The following is a 15,256-nucleotide window of genomic DNA, read 5'->3' as shown; positions in this document are numbered from 1 at the left end:
TAGAGTATCCCCAGCGTGTCCCCTCTGGAACGATAAAGAAGCAGGTCAGGCGGGTTGGAGAAGTCCCCCAATCTGGGGCACCATGCAAGGGTGAATAAAGCTAAGAAGCCACTACTAGGCCTTATTTCGGTAGCCGCTGCCACCCTTCTTGCCGCCTGCTCCGCCACCGGTGGTGCGCCCCGTCCCGAAGCTGACGGTGAGCTAGCCGGTGGCGTCGACACCGAGCGTCTTGTCGTTGCCATGATTTCCCATGGCGCACCAGGTGATACGTACTGGGATCTCGTGCGCAAGGGCGCGGAGGACGCCGCTCGTAAGGACAACATCGAGCTGCGCTACTCTTCCGACCCGGAAGCGCCTAACCAAGCTAATTTGGTCCAGTCCGCCATCGACTCCGGGGTGGATGGCATCGCCGTGACCATGCCCAACGCTGGGGCGATTGGACCGGTGGCCAAGAAGGCCGTGGATGCTGGCATCCCCACCGTGGGGCTTAACGCCGGCATGGATGATTACCAGAAATACGGCATGAGCGCCTTCTTCGGCCAAGAGGAAAAGGTAGCCGGCACCAAGGCCGGCGAGCGCCTCAAAGACGATGGCGCCAAGCACGTACTGTGCGTCATCCACGAGCAGGGCAACTCCTCGCAGGAGTCGCGCTGTGCCGGCGTGAAGGACGGGCTGGACAACGGCGAGGTGGAGATCCTGTACGTCAACGGCAAGGATCTGACCGCCGCGCAGTCCACCATCAATGCGAAGCTGAGCCAGGACCCGTCCATTGACTGGGTGATGGCGCTGCAGGCCTCCGTGGCCATGCGCTCCGCCGACGCGGTTGCTGACGCCTCCTCTAAGGCTAAGGTCTCCACCTTCGACACCAACGCCGAGCTTGTCGACGCCATCGCGGATAAGCGAATCCAGTGGGCCGTCGACCAGCAGCCTTATATGCAGGGCTACCTCGCCGTCGATTCGCTGTGGTTGGCACACCGCAACGGCTCCACCATGGGCGGCGGACGCCCCGTGTACACCGGCCCCTCCTTCGTGGACTCCACCAACGTGGACATCATCTCCGAATCCGCTAAGGCAGGCCTGCGATGAGCGAAGCCACGACTGCATCAGACGAGGCGCAATCAACCCCCGCCGATACCCGCCTGACCCGCCGCAGCGGCTTCGCGCGCTTCATCCGCCGTCCGGAACTGGCCAGCTTGCTCGGCGCGGTGGTCATCTTCGTCCTTTTCATGATCGTGGCGCCCGCCTTCCGCTCGGTGGAGGCCTTCTCCACGGTGCTTTACGCCAGCTCCACGTTGGGCATCGTGGCTCTGGCGGTGGGCCTGCTCATGATTGGTAATGAGTTTGATTTGTCCTCCGGCGTGGCGGTGACCTCCGCGGCGCTCGTGGCCACCATGCTCAACTACAACTTCCACCTCAACTCGTGGGTGGGCGTGGGGTTGTCCCTCATCACCGCACTGGCCATCGGTGCGCTCAACGGCTTCCTGGTGGTGCGCACCAAGATTGACTCCTTCCTCATCACCCTGGCGGCCTTCCTGATGCTGCAGGGCCTCAACCTGGCGATTACCAAGCTGGTGACCGGCCAGGTGGCCACCCCCACCATTTCGGACATGGAAGGCTTCGATTCTGCCCGCATCATTTTTTCCGGCACCATCCACATCGGCAGTTTGAGCATCCGCGCCACCGTCATCTGGTGGATCCTCTTCGTCGCCATCGCCTCGTGGGTGCTGTACAAGACGCGCTGGGGAAACTGGATCTTCGCCGTTGGTGGCGACGATGAAGCCGCCCGCGCCGTCGGCGTTCCCGTGCGCCGCGTCAAGGTGGCGCTGTTTATGCTCGTCGGATTTGCAGCGTGGTTCGTGGGCATGCACACCCTTTTTGCCTTCGATTCCATCCAGGCCGGCCAGGGTATTGGCAACGAGTTCCTCTACATCATCGCTGCGGTCATTGGAGGCTGCTCCATGACCGGCGGGCGCGGTACCGCGGTGGGCACCGCCATCGGCGCGCTTATTTTCGGCATGACCAACCAGGGCATCGTGTACGCTGGCTGGAACCCGGACTGGTTCAAGTTCTTCCTCGGCGCCATGCTGCTCTTCGCCGTGCTCACGAACACTTCGGTGGCCAACTTTACGAGGAAGCGATAACCATGATTGAGTTGCACGATATTTCCCAAACATTTGGCAACTTCCACGCCCTGCGCGGTATCAACCTCCGCGTCAAGGAAGGCGCAGTGACCTGCGTGCTGGGTGATAACGGCGCGGGTAAATCCACGCTGATTAAAATCCTCGCCGGCCTCAACCAGCCCACCGGGGGCACTATCACCGTCGATGGGGAAGAGGTGAATTTCACGAGTCCGCGCGATTCCCTCGGCGCCGGTATTGCCACCGTGTACCAGGATTTGGCGCTAGTGCCCTCGCTGTCTGTGTGGCGTAACTTCTTCCTAGGCCAAGAGCTCACCGGGGCGCTGGGGAGCTTGCGTGAGGAGGAAATGAAGCGCATTACGCACGAGCAGTTGTCCGAAATGGGCATTGAGCTTGGCGATGTCTCCGTGGAACTCTCCGCCCTCTCCGGTGGCCAGCGCCAGGTGGTCGCCATTGCCCGCGCCATCTACTTCGGCGCGCGCTACATCATCCTGGATGAGCCCACCGCCGCGCTCGGCGTGAAGCAATCAGGCATGGTGCTGCGCTTTATCGACGCCGCCCGCGAACGCGGCATGGGCGTGGTGTTTATTACGCACAACCCGCAACACGCCTACCTCGTGGGCGATCACTTCATCGTGCTCACGGTGGGGCAGATGTCTCTCGACGCTTCCAAGGAGGAGGTCACGCTGCCGGAGCTGACCCAGTGGATGGCCGGCGGCGACGAATTGGAGGAGCTCAAGCAGGAGCTGGCGCGCTAAACCACGGTTCGCGCAACTAAGCTGGCCTGCATGACTATGAGTGGCGTGAGCGTGGGCACCGACTTGGTGCACATTCCGTCCTTTGCCCAGCAATTGGCGCTTCCCGGCACACGTTTTGCGCGGGTCTTCAGCGCCTCCGAGCTGCGCGTGGCGCAGGCTCGTGGGCTAATCGGTGCTGCCCGCGCGCAGCACTTCGCGGGGCGCTGGGCAGCGAAGGAGGCCTTCATCAAGGCGTGGTCGCAAGCGCTCTACGGGCGCCCGCCGGTCCTGGCGGAGGAGGCCGTGGACTGGGCCGAGATTGAGGTCCGCCCGGATGCGTGGGGGCGCGTGGCAGTTGAACTGCGCGGGGAGATTGCCCGGCTCGCGCGGGAATCCCTGGGGGATTTTTCTACGGCGTTGTCGATCAGCCACGATGGTGACTACGCCACCGCTACCGTGCACCTTTCGCGGCACACGCCATAACCCACGCCATGACCTAGGCGCTGGTCGCGATGGCGAAGAGGTAGGCGATGAGCATGCGCTTAATTTCTTCCACCACGCCATCGAAGCTCTCCTCCGAGCGCATGGTGCTGTAATTAAGCAGCGAGACCACGGTGTGGACGAGGAAGGCGGCGATTTCCACTCGGGCGTCGGCGTCCATGCCCTGGGCAAGAGGCTCGATGATTTCCGCGATGGGCTTGAGCAGGCTGAGCTCCGTGTCGGCGGCCGTGGCGCGGGTCGCGGGTGTGGACTGCACGGCGTGCCACACGGCGCGGCGAGAGGGGTCGTTGCGCCAGACGCGGGCCATACGGTCGATGAATTCTTCCAGGAAGTCCGGCCACTGCAGGGCCGGCACGCGTTGGGAAAAGCGCTCAACTTCAGCTAGCATTTCCGCGGTGTCTTGGCGGTCGAGCTCGCAGATCAGCACGTACTTGTTGGCAAAGTACTGGTAGAGCGTGCCAATCGGTACTTCCGCGCGGCGCGAGACCTCGTCGAAGGTAAAAGACTCAAAGCCATAGTCCACGAGCGCCTGACGCGCGCAGGACAAAATCCGGTCATACTTGGCCCGGCTGCGTGCCTGCGCTGGGCGGCGCCTAGGGACCAGAATCTCCGGTGACTTCGAGCTAGATTCCACGGCCTAGTTGAGCCCCTTGAGCACGCGTGCGACGTGGCCGGTGGCCTTGACGTTGTACATGGCCTGGCCGATCGTGCCGTCTTCCTCGACGAGGAAGGTAGAGCGGATAACACCCTGGACGATCTTGCCGTAGTTTTTCTTCTCGCCGAAAGCAGCATAAGCCGTCATGACCTCCTTGTCGGGGTCAGACAGCAACGGGAAATTCAGCTCGTGGTCCTCGCGGAACTTCGCCAGTGCCTCGGGCTTGTCAGGGGAGATTCCCACCACGGCGATGTTCATGCCATTGAGTTGTTCCAGGCTGTCGCGGAAGTCGCAGGCTTCCTTCGTGCAGCCAGGGGTGTTGGCGCGCGGGTAGAAATAAACCACGACGCGCTGGCCGGCGTAGTCGCTCAGGCTCACGGTGTTGCCGGCATCATCGCTCAAGGAAAAAGCGGGGGCTTTGTCCCCTACGGACAGTCGTTGTGCTTCAGTCATGGTGTCTACCTTACCGTGCTCTGTTCAAGGGCTCTTTCGCTCATCGATGTTCACTCGGTGCAGCGTGGGTGAGATAAACGTTGACCGACTCTGCAGACACGCTGGCGGTCAATGTAGAATGTCCACGTTAGAACCACAACGGTTAGATAGAAGCTAACCGCAACAACACCGAACGAAGTCAAAATTCAGGAGATTCACGTGGCACGCAACATTGATGATATCCAGCGCGACATCGAGCGCACCCGCCGTCAGCTGGCTAGTACCTTGGATGAGCTCGCTGATCGCAGCAAGCCGCAGAACTTCGTCGAGGATGCTAAGGGCGCGGCAACCCAGAAGCTGCAGGAGCGCAATGTGCAGATGGCGCTCGCCGGCGTTGGCGCGGCCGTCGTAGGCCTCATCGCTTTTTCCGTCTTCCGCTCCAAGCGCCGTAAGTCCGATATCAAGGAGCTGCAGCGCCTGCTCGCTGAGCGTCGCTAGCGCGGGCGCGCGCCAGTGGGCGCGACTGCGCGCAGAGAGGCCCTGCCTTGGGGAATGCCTGGGGTGGGGCCTTTTTACGCTCCGCATAAATTAGAAAGAGCATTGCCTACCCTATGACAGCTTTGGGTAGCCTTACCTGACTGTGTAGTATGAACCTCCGGACAGACCGCAAGACGAAAGTTTGAAGGAGAAATTGTGCTTCACGTATCGACGCCTGCAGGTCAGGCATCCCGTCCACGCACCGGGCGAGTGGTAGGGGCGTGCGCCATGGTGGCGGCGCTGGCCGGCGCGCTGGCGGGCTGTGCCGCCGACAATGCCGGTGCTGGCAGCGAGCAGGCCGGGACTGCTGCTGTGAGTTTCACAGACCTTGCCGGCCGCCAGGTGGAGCTGGACCACGCGCCGGAACGCGTCATCCTGGGAGAGGGCCGCAGTGTCTTTGCCACCGGCATCCTCAACAAGGAAGACCCGCTGGACAAGGTCGTGGCCATCGGATCGGACCTGAAGCAGAATGTGCCCGACTACTACCGCGAGCTGGAAAAGACCACGCCCAAAGTCAACGAGCTGCCGGAAATCGGCGGCTTCACCAAGGGTGACGTCACCGTGGAGGAGCTCATCAGCCTCGACCCGGACCTCATCGTGCTCTCCAAGGATCAATATGAGGCCTCCCAGACCGCCGGGCTCACCGACAAGCTGGACCAGGCCGGCCTGACCTATGCCGTCACAGACTTCCGTTCCAAGCCCTTGGAGAACACCGTGCCCACCATGGAAATCTTCGCCGATATCTTCGGCCACGAGGACCGCGCGGAGGAGTTCATCGCAGACTGGCAAAAGAACGTTGACCTGGTAACTGAGCGCGCAAAGAAGGCGCAGGATAAGCCGTCCACCTTCGTGTGGCGTGCAGCAGGTATCTCAGATTGCTGCGGCTCGTGGAACGACTCCAACATTTCTGAACTGGTCAATGTCGCCGGCGGAAAGAACGTGGCAGATGGCATCATCGAGGGCGAGTCCGGCGCGCTGACCCCGGAGAAGGTCATCGACGCCGATCCCGACATGATCATCGCCACTGGCGGTGACTGGTCCGCCAAGGTGGATAACGCAAAGGGCCACACCGGCTTCGCTGCCGCCGGCTATGGCATCAGCGATAAGGATGCCCACGACAGCGCCGCTTCACTGGCCGGCGTCCAACCTGGTTTTGAGGACCTCTCTGCCGTCAAGGAGCACAACCTCCACGGCCTGTGGCACCAGTTCTACAACTCGCCCTTCAACTACCTGGCACTCCTCCAGATCGCCGCGTGGCTCCACCCGGAGGACTACGCAGACGTCAACGTCCAGCAAGAATGGGCCGAAGCCCAAGAGAAATACTCGCCCGTCCCCGGCGACGGAACCTTCTTCAGCACCAACTAGTCATGAGCATTCTCACATCAACCACGCGCACGGCAAACCCTGAACGAACCACGCGTGCAGAAACCGCGGAACTTCCTGTGGAGGCCCTCGCGCACGAACATTCCCGAGTGACCCGCCGCCGCATCGCTATCGTCGCCGGGCTTATCGTCGTAGCACTCGCCGCCTTCGTCGTGAGCGTGATCGTTGGCGCCATCGACCTCACCCCGGGGCAGGTGTTGCGGGGGATGGTGGACCCGGGAGGCGTCGACAAGCAAACGCGTACAGTCCTGTGGAGCCTGCGCCTGCCTATGGCCGTCATGGCGCTGCTCATCGGGGCTAGCCTGTCACTGGCTGGCGCGCAGATGCAGACCATCCTGGATAATCCGCTGGCGGAGCCTTTTACCCTCGGCATCTCCGCGGCGGCTGCTTTCGGCGGGGCCAGCGCCATCGTTCTGCGGTGGCAGCTCCTGGCCCAGCCGCAGTTCAACCTCGCGCTCATCGCGTGGCTGTCGGCGGCGCTGGCCACGGCCATCATCGTCGTCGCCGCCGTCATCCGCGGTGCGAAGTCCGAGACGATGGTGCTGCTCGGTATCGGCCTCGTCTTCTTCTTCCAGGCCATGTTGGCGCTCATCCAATACCGCTCTTCTAGCGAGGCTCTCCAGCAGATCGTTTTCTGGTCCATGGGTTCCCTCACCCGCGCTAGTTGGCAGGCCAACGCCGTGCTGGCCGGCGTGCTTGCGGTGGCGTTGCCCATCCTGGGCGCGCTGTCGTGGCGGCTGACGGCGTTGCGGCTTGGCGACGCCCGCGCCACCGCCCTCGGCATCAACACTTCCCGCCTGCGCGTGATTGTTCTCGTCGTGGTCTCACTCGTCGCGGCAACCACCGTGGCTTTTGCCGGCATCATCGGATTTATCGGCCTGGTGGGCCCGCACATCGCGCGCATGTTGGTGGGCGAGGACCAGCGCTACTTCGTGCCGGCCTCCATGGCCGCGGGCGCGGCGGTGATGTGCGCCGCCCACGCGCTAAGCCTCCTGATTAAGCCCGGGCTCGCCATCCCCATTGGCATCGTCACCTCGCTTCTGGGCGTGCCGTTCTTCATCGCCATCGTCATGACCCGAAGGAGGGCATTGTGGACGTAGAACTCACCATCACCGATCTATCTGCCGGCTATGGCTCGCGCACGGTGGTGGACGGGCTGAGCCTTCCCACCCTGTGCGGCGGGCAGGTCGTGGGGCTGCTGGGGCCGAACGCGTCCGGCAAGACCACCACCATCAAGACGCTCGCCGGGGTGCACCGCGCGCGGGGTGGCACGGTGGGCTTTCGCGTCGACGGCCAGGTTCCGAGCGGACAGCGGCGCCGCCAGCTTATCGGCTATGTGCCGCAGGGGCTGCCGCACACCGCGGCGCTGCGGGCGTTTGAGGCGGTGCTGATTGCGGCGCGTCGGGAAGCATGTGAGGACCCCGTCACCCGCACCGCCGAGGTCCTGCACTCCATGGGGCTCGACGACATTGCGCAGCGCTACCTCAACGAGCTCTCCGGCGGCCAGCGCCAGCTCGTCGCCGTGGCGCAGATGCTGGTGGGGACCCCTGGGCTTATGCTTCTCGACGAACCCACCTCCGCCCTCGATCTCAACCGCCAGCTCTTCGTCTTGGGCCGCGTGCGGGCAAAAGCTCGGGAGGAAGGCAGCCTCGCGTTGGTAGCGATTCATGACATCAACCTGGCGGCCCGGATGTGTGACCAGCTCGTCGTGCTCCACGGTGGCAAGGCCCGCGCCCATGGCGCGCCGGGGGAGGTGCTCACGGAGGAACTCTTGCGCGAGGTCTACGGCGTAGAGACGGATGTGCTGGACCACCGCGGGCAACCCGTCGTGGCGCTGCGGGAGGTTAGTTAGACTCGGGCCGTGTGAGCCGAAATTCGCCCGAGAACCTCCTGTTGTACCTCACCCCGGAGGACGAAAACACCATCCGGGAAGTCTACGCAGCCCTGGCTCAGCGTGGCTTTCCGGTGCAGCACCAGCGCCCGCACATTACGGTGACGTTCGCGCCGGTGCTCGAGACTTCAGTCGTTGACGAGGCTCGCAGCCTGCTCCCACCGCTGATGCCGGCGCAATTTCATCGCGTAGGAACGGTGGTCTTCGGAAGGAAAAGCAAGCAGACCGTGGCCTGGCTTCTGGAGACCACCGATGAGCTAGAAATTGCGGCGCGGAAGATAAGCGCTAAGAACCCCGAGGGGCGCGGACCACGGTGGACGCCGCATCTGACGATGGGCCTGCGCCTGCCCCGGGCGCTGGTGCCTGACTATATGCGCGTCCTCGATGAGATTGCCGGGCCGGAGCATAAAGAATTCAGGGCAGAATCTGCCGCCTGGTGGCGGCCCAAGACGCAGCGCCTGGAGGTCTTTGGGGCGGCCACGGAATGAGGAAACCCCCTTCATCGAAGGATGAAGGGGGTTGAACTGTGCGCCATCAGGGAATCGAACCCCGAACCCACTGATTAAGAGTCAGTTGCTCTGCCAATTGAGCTAATGGCGCTTGTGTTTACTCGGTGACTGCTGATTTCCTCAGTGCCTGCCGTGCAACGAGATGTAACTTTAACACCCTCTTTGTAAAAAGGTAAAATCGCCAGGTAGTTGGTGGTTTATTGGGGTCTTCGGTGGTGGCGTTGTGGCCGCTTTGAAGGAGGGGCGAATTGGGTGCGCAACGGGTGGGTAACGAAACGGTTAAGGGTGGTGGCGTCAACTGGTTTGAGAGGTGCGCTGGCGGTTAGGCTATGAGAACTCTTGTCATTGTCTTTAATCATTTCTATGAGCTAGGGGTTTCTGTGCGTTCTCTATTCCCTTCTGCACGTCCCGCAGTACTTCTCTCGAGCCTCGTTGCAACGGCTTCCCTTCTGGCCGCCTGCACCATCGGCGGGGCCGCGGATTCTGGCCCAGCCGAAAACCAATCGGAAGCAGATGCTCAGACGAGTGCTTCGGCGGAGGCGTCGGCCTCGGCAGCCGCTAAAGCGAAGCAGCTGAAGTTTTCCGTCAAGGACGGTGCTAGCAATGTTGATCCATCCGAACCGGTAGAAGTGAACTCCCCGGCTGGCCTGAAGTCGGTGACGATGACCAACGAGGCTGGCATTGAAGTGGAAGATGAGCTGTCCTCGGACTCGACCACGTGGAAGAGTGCTGAGGTGCTGGGATATAACCGCACGTACACCATCGATGCCACGGACAAAGATGGCACCCACAAGACCATCACGTTCACCACCCCGCAGGCCGCAGGGGTATCCGAGGTAGCTTTGAGCCCACTGCCGGACTCCGAAGTAGGCGTGGGTCAGGTTATCGGCGTGCGCTTTGGCAACTACGTCACTGACCGCAAGGCGGCCGAAAAGGCCATTACGGTCAAAACAGAGCCCGCCGTCGACGGTGCTTTTTACTGGGTGAATAACCAGGAAGTGCGGTGGCGTCCGGAAAACTATTGGGAGCCGGGTACGAAGGTGACTGTTGACGTCGATCTCTACGGCCGTAACCTTGGCGGCGGCGTCTACGGCGGCGAGGATGCCTCCACCAACTTCACTATCGGCGACCGCGTCATCACGCTGATCGATAACAACACGAAGATGATGTCGGTGTTCAAGAATGGTGAGGTGCTGCGACGTATTCCTGTCTCGATGGGCAGGGATGGCCAGTGGGATACCCCGAACGGCGCCTACATCATCGGTGACCAGTACCCGTCCCTCACCATGGACTCGACTACCTTTGGCCTGGCTCTCGACGCTGGCGGTTACAAGACCGACGTTCAGTGGGCGACGCAGATGTCCTATTCCGGAATCTATGTCCATGCGGCGCCTTGGGCTGTGGGTGCGATGGGCAGTTACAACCAGTCCCACGGCTGTATCAATGTAACTACTGAGGCTGCTCAGTGGTTCCAAAACACGGTCAAACGCGGCGATATTGTGAGGGTTTCCAACACCGGCGGTGGTGTGCTGAGTGCGCTCGATGGTCTAGGGGACTGGAATATGGACTGGGAGACGTGGTCTGCGGGGAATGCTACCGCTAATCAGTAGCTCCCCGGGGATCGATCAGGGTGCACCCGAAAGTTAAAACAGCTAATTCGGCGTCAGTGGCCTAAATGGCTGTAACGGGCAGCATTGCGACGTGCGCGCATGTAATGCAAAGTGTGTGAAGTGTAATACTTTAATTTCTGCAAAGTGGTTTGCATCACGTCTTTGTTTTGGTGAATCTTGTGGAGAACTAGTTATTCACTGCAAAGATGGAGGCAGAAGTGGATCTCTACGAGTACCAAGCTCGAGACCTCTTTGAAGCTCATGGCGTTCCCACCCTCAAAGGCATCGTTGCGACCTCGGCCGTGCAGGCTGAAGAAGCAGCCGTGAAGTTGGGGACACCGGTGGTCGTGGTCAAAGCACAAATCAAAACCGGTGGGCGCGGAAAGGCTGGGGGAGTCAAGCTAGCGCACAGTCCTGCGGAAGCCGCGGAGAAGGCCAATGAGATTCTAGGCCTGAAGATCAAGGGGCACACCGTGCGCAAGGTCATGGTGGCAGAAGGTGCCGACATCGCTGCGGAATACTACTTCTCCATCCTCCTGGACCGCACCAAACGCCGTTACCTGGCCATGCTCTCCAAAGAAGGCGGCGTGGAGATTGAGAAGCTGGCCGAAGAGCGCCCAGATGCCCTGATTAAGCGCAGCTTCTCCCCACTCGATGGCATGACAGACACCCTCGCTCGAGACATGGCGTATGAGGCGGGGTTTGACGAGGGGGACGTCGCCAAGCTGGTGCCCGTATTCAAGAAGCTCTACACGGTGTACACGGAAGAAGACGCCACGCTTGTAGAGGTGAACCCACTGGTCAAGACATCGAGCGGTGAGATCATCGCGCTCGATGGCAAAATCACGCTGGACGATAACGCGCAGTTCCGCCACCCCGAGCACCGGGACCTCCAAGACCACGGGGCGACCGATCCGCTGGAGCTCAAGGCGCAGAAGATGGGGTTGAACTACGTGAAGCTTGACGGTTCCGTGGGGATTATCGGCAATGGCGCTGGCCTCGTGATGTCCACGCTCGACGTCGTGGCCTATGCCGGCGAGGTTTTTTCTTCGCAGCCGAAGCCCGCGAACTTCCTCGATATCGGTGGTGGCGCTAATGCGGAGGTGATGGCCAACGGGCTCGAAGTGATTCTCAGTGATCCGCAGGTGAAATCGGTCTTTGTCAATGTCTTCGGCGGTATTACCGCCTGCGATGAAGTGGCCAAGGGCATCGTGCAGGCCTACAAAATCCTGGACTCGGAGGGGATTGAACCCAAGCCGCTCGTGGTGCGCCTGGATGGCAACAACGCGGAATTGGGACGCACGATTCTGAATGACGCACACCTGCCCAAACTGGAGCAGGTTGAAACCATGGACGCTGCGGCCCGCCGGGCTGCGGAGCTGGCGAACTAGGAGTAGACATGTCGATTTTTCTCAACAAAGACTCGCGGATCATTGTCCAGGGCATGACGGGGTCCGAAGGTATGAAGCACACGCGTCGCATGCTGGAATCCGGCTCCACCATCGTAGGTGGGGTCAACCCGCGCAAGGCAGGTGAGCGCGTGGATATTGAGGGGCGTGAGATTCCCGTCTTCGGTAGCGTGCGTGAGGCCATGCAGGCTACCGATGCCAATGTCACCGTCATTTTTGTGCCGGCAAAGTTCACTAAGGACGCAGCGGAAGAAGCCATCCGCGCCGGTATTGAACTCGTGGTCATCATTACGGAAGGAATTCCGGTGAAGGACACCGCTGAGCTCTATGCGCTGGGACGAGAATCCAAAACCCGCATCATTGGGCCGAACTGTCCGGGGCTCTACACACCGGGTGAATCTAATGCGGGCATTATTCCGGCAGAGACTGCGCCAAACCCAGGAAAGATTGGCTTGGTGTCGAAGTCGGGCACCCTGACGTATCAGATGATGTACGAGCTATCCGATATTGGCTTTAGCACGTGCGTGGGAATCGGTGGAGATCCGATTATCGGGACCACGCACATTTCAGCGATTGAGGCCTTCCAGAATGATCCGGATACCGAGGCGATCATTATGATCGGTGAAATCGGCGGTGATGCAGAGGAGCATGCCGCTGCCTATATCAAGGACCACGTCACGAAGCCGGTGATTGCGTATATCGCGGGCTTTACCGCGCCGGAAGGCAAGACGATGGGCCATGCTGGCGCCATCGTGTCTGGCGGTTCTGGTACGGCAGAAGGCAAGAAGGCGGCGCTGGAAGCGGCCGGCGTGAAGGTGGGCAAGACCCCCTCGCAGGCCGCGGAGCTGGTGCGAGCAGCCTTGGCTTAAAGATAAGGCGCATGAGTCTCAGGACTCATGCGCCGGTAGGGGCTAGCGGGGGAGACCGCGACGTCGAGACACTGTCTTGTCGAAGGGAATCCAGAATCGCAGCGCGGCGTCTTGGTTCTTTGAGATGCCGATGCGCGGCCCGCGGACCCACTCGGGCTCCTCTTCGCGTGCGCCAAGTTTTACCGGGGTTCCGTTATCTTCAAGGCTGAATCCTAAGGCCTTGCCCAAATTGCCAGGGCCGCGGGCGAGATTATGAAAATCCGTGTCGCCCCGGCGCTGGTAGGCAATGTCTAGCCCGTCGATGACTTCTCCGCCGCGGAGCAAGCAACCCTGACCGGTGCCTTCGGGCGCGCAGACGAGATTGCCGTTCCGATGGATGCCATAAGACATGTAGACGTAGAGGCGCCCGGGTGGGCCAAACATGGCTGCGTTGCGCGGCGTGCGGCCCTTAAAAGTGTGTGAGGCCTCATCGTCTGCGCCGAGGTAAGCCTCGACCTCCGTGATGCGTACTGAAACGCCGTTGTGCGTGAGCACCGTGCCCAGAAGCTGGGGAGCAACGACGTCGGCGGTGTCGGTGAAATCGATCATTGCCGCAGTCTAACGTGAAAACAAGCGTTAGGCCTTAGCTCTTTCTTCCTCTGCTTCAATCTCTGCATTGAATTCGCGCTTGGAGGATTGCCATTGGTCCTCAGTCATTCCGATACGCCAGTAGCCAGAGATAGAAACGTCTTCCTTGGGAATTCCAGATTCCACGAAAAGGAAGCGACGCAGCTCTTTGATCATCTCGGCGACACCGTGGATGAACCAGCTGGTTTTCTTCCCCTTGGGGATACCAGCCTCGCGTACCACGCGGGATAGCTCAGTGCCGTGGGTAGCGCCATTGCGGATCACCCAGACGATCTCCACGCCTTCGCGGGTGGGCAGCTCGAACTTGCGGTCTTCGTCTTCGATCTCGATGAAGGCCGTAGTGGTCGCGCCCTCAGGGAGGTGGCGCAGACCAGCGCCGATGGCCGGTGCCGCAGATTCATCGCCGGCGAAGATGAAGTGCTCATATTCTTCGGCAGGTCCCCACGCGCCACCTGGGCCGAGGAAGCCGATCTTCTCTCCGGCCTTAGCGACTCGTGCCCACGGACCAGCCAGACCGGAATCACCGTGGGTGACAAAAACAACGTCGAAGTCCCCGGTCTCCGGGTCTAGGTTAATCAGGGTGTAGGTGCGGAGAATTGGTTGCTTATCACGCGGCTGCTCTTCGCGAATCTGCTGGACATCAAATGGCCAAGAATAATCGGCGCTTTCTGGCACGAATAATAACTTGATGTAGTGATCCGTAAACTCCAGCTCCTTGCCTACAAAAGCCGGAGAGTTCATGCTCAACCGAATCAAATCCGTAGAAACCTGGTGGCGACCAGTCACGGTTGCTTCATGCGCCTTGCGGGGCTTGTGCTTCGGCGCTGCCTCTTTAGCTTGGCCAGCCATCGTTATCACTGTCCTTTGAAAACTTGAGGTGCTGTGCTGGCGGAAGCCTACGCACCATGCAATTAGGTAAGGCTAACATACTCAAGGCCGGCAGGTTGGGGGCTTGGGGGTGCTGAGGCTCAATGCAAAAAGTTGACCCCGCATCCTACTCAAGCAGAATGCGGGGTCTATTCGGGGTGGCTGACGGGGCTCGAACCCGCGACACCCAGGATCACAACCTGGTGCTCTACCAGCTGAACTACAGCCACCATCGTTGCGGAAAGCAACGAGATACAGGTTAACCCACGTTGTCCGTTTTACAAAAACGCCTGGTAGTCGTTGGTAGTAGCCGCCTTGAGCTCCTCAGCTTCCGGGGTGGAGGGGCCGTTATCTGTGCGGAACACACTGCGGCGATAAAAATCGAGCTCGCGAATGGACTCGATGATGTCCTGCAAGGCTCGATGTGCCATCCCCTTGTCGGGCTGGTTGTAATAGGCCCGCGGGTGCCAGCGGCGTGCCAGCTCCTTAATTGTGGAGACATCAATCATTCGGTAGTGCAGCGCGGCGTCCAGGCGCGGCATGTATTCGCGAATAAAGGTGCGGTCCGTAGCGATGGAATTGCCGGCAAGGGGTGCCGGATGATTGGCGTCGCAGTGCTTCTCGACGAGCTTCAGCACCGCCTCCTCTGCCTCCTTAATCGTGATTACAGATTCCCGAATCTCCTTGTCCAGCCCAGACTTCGCGTGCATCTCGGTGACGAAGTCATCCATCTGCGCGAGTTCTTCCTCCGTGGCGTGGACGACGAGGTCAATGCCCTCGTCGAGAATGTTCAGTTCGGCGTCGGTAATCACGGCGGCAACTTCCACGATCACGTGGCGCTTCGGATTAAGCCCGGTCATCTCCAGGTCGATCCAGACGAGGCGGTCGTTCTTAGCGGGGATATCACTCATGTCTTCCACCATAGTTTCTCTTGGGGCGTGGTCGGGAACGCGCGCTCTTGGCTCGGTGGGGGTAAGTGGGGGTGGGGGAAGAGTGTGCTTATCGAAATCGGTCTCTTAATCGATATGTGCTGGGGATTTGTGCTGGATGTCAATGTTGAGGGTGGCGCCTTCTCAACTTTTTTATGAGTT

The 15,256-nt window shown here is 60.7% G+C and carries 17 protein-coding genes and 2 tRNA genes; 12 read left to right on the top strand and 7 right to left on the bottom strand.

What is annotated here, in order from left to right; all coding sequences use genetic code 11:
- Positions 1-90: 90 nt before the first annotated feature.
- Genes HMPREF2996_RS02685 through HMPREF2996_RS02670 form a run of 4 tightly spaced genes read left to right on the top strand, consistent with a single transcriptional unit; the run spans position 91 to position 3,358 of the window.
- Complete coding sequence (locus tag HMPREF2996_RS02685; protein WP_070729990.1) at positions 91-1,086, top strand: substrate-binding domain-containing protein; 996 nt, start codon at positions 91-93, stop codon at positions 1,084-1,086.
- Positions 1,083-2,141 carry an ABC transporter permease gene (locus HMPREF2996_RS02680; protein WP_070729988.1) on the top strand — a complete coding sequence of 353 codons (1,059 nt, stop codon included), beginning with the start codon at positions 1,083-1,085 and terminating at the stop codon, positions 2,139-2,141. Before HMPREF2996_RS02685 ends, HMPREF2996_RS02680 begins: the two co-directional genes overlap by 4 nt.
- 2 nt (positions 2,142-2,143) lie before the next feature.
- Positions 2,144-2,896: an ATP-binding cassette domain-containing protein gene (locus HMPREF2996_RS02675; protein ID WP_070443408.1), complete on the top strand. Its 753-nt coding sequence runs from the start codon at positions 2,144-2,146 to the stop codon at positions 2,894-2,896.
- Positions 2,897-2,932: 36 nt separating this feature from the next.
- Positions 2,933-3,358 carry a holo-ACP synthase AcpS gene (locus HMPREF2996_RS02670; RefSeq protein WP_070730030.1) on the top strand — a complete coding sequence of 142 codons (426 nt, stop codon included), beginning with the start codon at positions 2,933-2,935 and terminating at the stop codon, positions 3,356-3,358.
- A 13-nt stretch (positions 3,359-3,371) separates the two neighbouring features.
- Here the strand turns inward: HMPREF2996_RS02670 and HMPREF2996_RS02665 are convergent, their stop codons facing one another.
- On the bottom strand, positions 3,372-4,010 hold the full coding sequence (locus HMPREF2996_RS02665; protein ID WP_070729986.1) for a TetR family transcriptional regulator: 639 nt from the start codon (positions 4,008-4,010) through the stop codon (positions 3,372-3,374).
- Positions 4,011-4,013: 3 nt separating this feature from the next.
- Positions 4,014-4,484, bottom strand: coding sequence for a thioredoxin-dependent thiol peroxidase (bcp, locus tag HMPREF2996_RS02660; protein ID WP_070530010.1), 471 nt, complete (start codon positions 4,482-4,484; stop codon positions 4,014-4,016).
- 198 nt (positions 4,485-4,682) lie between these two features.
- Between bcp and HMPREF2996_RS02655 the strand changes: the two genes are divergently transcribed.
- The 5 genes from HMPREF2996_RS02655 (at position 4,683) to HMPREF2996_RS02635 (ending at position 8,762) form a co-directional block, all read left to right on the top strand.
- On the top strand, positions 4,683-4,961 hold the full coding sequence (locus HMPREF2996_RS02655) for a DUF3618 domain-containing protein (protein WP_010191207.1): 279 nt from the start codon (positions 4,683-4,685) through the stop codon (positions 4,959-4,961).
- A 267-nt stretch (positions 4,962-5,228) separates the two neighbouring features.
- Positions 5,229-6,365, top strand: coding sequence for an ABC transporter substrate-binding protein (locus tag HMPREF2996_RS02650; protein ID WP_070443414.1), 1,137 nt, complete (start codon positions 5,229-5,231; stop codon positions 6,363-6,365).
- 2 nt (positions 6,366-6,367) lie between these two features.
- Entirely contained in the window at positions 6,368-7,483 is a 1,116-nt protein-coding gene (locus HMPREF2996_RS02645; protein WP_246822975.1) for a FecCD family ABC transporter permease, read from the top strand.
- Positions 7,474-8,235 carry an ABC transporter ATP-binding protein gene (locus tag HMPREF2996_RS02640; RefSeq protein ID WP_070443416.1) on the top strand — a complete coding sequence of 254 codons (762 nt, stop codon included), beginning with the start codon at positions 7,474-7,476 and terminating at the stop codon, positions 8,233-8,235. The genes HMPREF2996_RS02645 and HMPREF2996_RS02640 overlap by 10 nt, the downstream gene beginning before the upstream one ends.
- Positions 8,236-8,246: 11 nt before the next feature.
- Positions 8,247-8,762 (top strand): 2'-5' RNA ligase family protein, encoded by a 516-nt coding sequence (locus HMPREF2996_RS02635; protein ID WP_070645951.1) that lies wholly within the window; start codon positions 8,247-8,249, stop codon positions 8,760-8,762.
- 39 nt (positions 8,763-8,801) lie between these two features.
- Here HMPREF2996_RS02635 and HMPREF2996_RS02630 read toward each other — a convergent pair.
- Positions 8,802-8,874: transfer RNA gene (locus HMPREF2996_RS02630), tRNA-Lys, on the bottom strand.
- A gap of 289 nt (positions 8,875-9,163) precedes the next feature.
- Here HMPREF2996_RS02630 and HMPREF2996_RS02625 point away from each other — a divergent pair.
- The 3 genes from HMPREF2996_RS02625 (at position 9,164) to sucD (ending at position 12,671) form a co-directional block, all read left to right on the top strand.
- Complete coding sequence (locus HMPREF2996_RS02625) at positions 9,164-10,393, top strand: L,D-transpeptidase (protein WP_070729985.1); 1,230 nt, start codon at positions 9,164-9,166, stop codon at positions 10,391-10,393.
- 218 nt (positions 10,394-10,611) lie between these two features.
- Positions 10,612-11,784 (top strand): ADP-forming succinate--CoA ligase subunit beta, encoded by a 1,173-nt coding sequence (gene sucC, locus HMPREF2996_RS02620; RefSeq protein ID WP_210398889.1) that lies wholly within the window; start codon positions 10,612-10,614, stop codon positions 11,782-11,784.
- An 8-nt stretch (positions 11,785-11,792) separates the two neighbouring features.
- Positions 11,793-12,671, top strand: coding sequence for a succinate--CoA ligase subunit alpha (sucD, locus tag HMPREF2996_RS02615; RefSeq protein WP_070729980.1), 879 nt, complete (start codon positions 11,793-11,795; stop codon positions 12,669-12,671).
- Between the two features lie 42 nt (positions 12,672-12,713).
- On the opposite strand, the gene HMPREF2996_RS02610 is transcribed toward sucD, so the two are convergent.
- From HMPREF2996_RS02610 to orn, 4 genes are all read right to left on the bottom strand, one after another.
- On the bottom strand, positions 12,714-13,259 hold the full coding sequence (locus tag HMPREF2996_RS02610; RefSeq protein ID WP_070719336.1) for a DNA-3-methyladenine glycosylase: 546 nt from the start codon (positions 13,257-13,259) through the stop codon (positions 12,714-12,716).
- 27 nt (positions 13,260-13,286) lie between these two features.
- Positions 13,287-14,147: a siderophore-interacting protein gene (locus HMPREF2996_RS02605; protein ID WP_070729978.1), complete on the bottom strand. Its 861-nt coding sequence runs from the start codon at positions 14,145-14,147 to the stop codon at positions 13,287-13,289.
- 175 nt (positions 14,148-14,322) lie between these two features.
- Positions 14,323-14,395 (bottom strand) — tRNA-His (locus tag HMPREF2996_RS02600).
- Between the two features lie 48 nt (positions 14,396-14,443).
- Positions 14,444-15,076: an oligoribonuclease gene (gene orn / locus HMPREF2996_RS02595; RefSeq protein ID WP_246821778.1), complete on the bottom strand. Its 633-nt coding sequence runs from the start codon at positions 15,074-15,076 to the stop codon at positions 14,444-14,446.
- Positions 15,077-15,256: the final 180 nt, after the last annotated feature.

The organism is Corynebacterium sp. HMSC066C02 (assembly GCF_001814945.1).
Classification (GTDB): Bacteria; Actinomycetota; Actinomycetes; order Mycobacteriales; family Mycobacteriaceae; genus Corynebacterium; species Corynebacterium aurimucosum.
Note: the sequence above shows the minus strand (reverse complement) of the source record. Positions and strands in the feature narration are given on the sequence as shown.

Excerpts from the sequence above, each read along its gene's own strand:
- HMPREF2996_RS02680 (WP_070729988.1), top strand. The coding sequence starts at position 1,083 with ATGAGCGAAGCCACGACTGCATCAGACGAGGCGCAATCAACCCCCGCC.
- HMPREF2996_RS02675 (WP_070443408.1), top strand. The coding sequence starts at position 2,144 with ATGATTGAGTTGCACGATATTTCCCAAACATTTGGCAACTTCCACGCC.
- HMPREF2996_RS02670 (WP_070730030.1), top strand. The coding sequence starts at position 2,933 with ATGAGTGGCGTGAGCGTGGGCACCGACTTGGTGCACATTCCGTCCTTT.
- bcp (WP_070530010.1), bottom strand. The coding sequence starts at position 4,484 with ATGACTGAAGCACAACGACTGTCCGTAGGGGACAAAGCCCCCGCTTTT.
- HMPREF2996_RS02650 (WP_070443414.1), top strand. The coding sequence starts at position 5,229 with ATGGTGGCGGCGCTGGCCGGCGCGCTGGCGGGCTGTGCCGCCGACAAT.
- HMPREF2996_RS02645 (WP_246822975.1), top strand. The coding sequence starts at position 6,368 with ATGAGCATTCTCACATCAACCACGCGCACGGCAAACCCTGAACGAACC.
- sucD (WP_070729980.1), top strand. The coding sequence starts at position 11,793 with ATGTCGATTTTTCTCAACAAAGACTCGCGGATCATTGTCCAGGGCATG.
- HMPREF2996_RS02610 (WP_070719336.1), bottom strand. The coding sequence starts at position 13,259 with ATGATCGATTTCACCGACACCGCCGACGTCGTTGCTCCCCAGCTTCTG.
- HMPREF2996_RS02605 (WP_070729978.1), bottom strand. The coding sequence starts at position 14,147 with ATGGCTGGCCAAGCTAAAGAGGCAGCGCCGAAGCACAAGCCCCGCAAG.
- orn (WP_246821778.1), bottom strand. The coding sequence starts at position 15,076 with ATGAGTGATATCCCCGCTAAGAACGACCGCCTCGTCTGGATCGACCTG.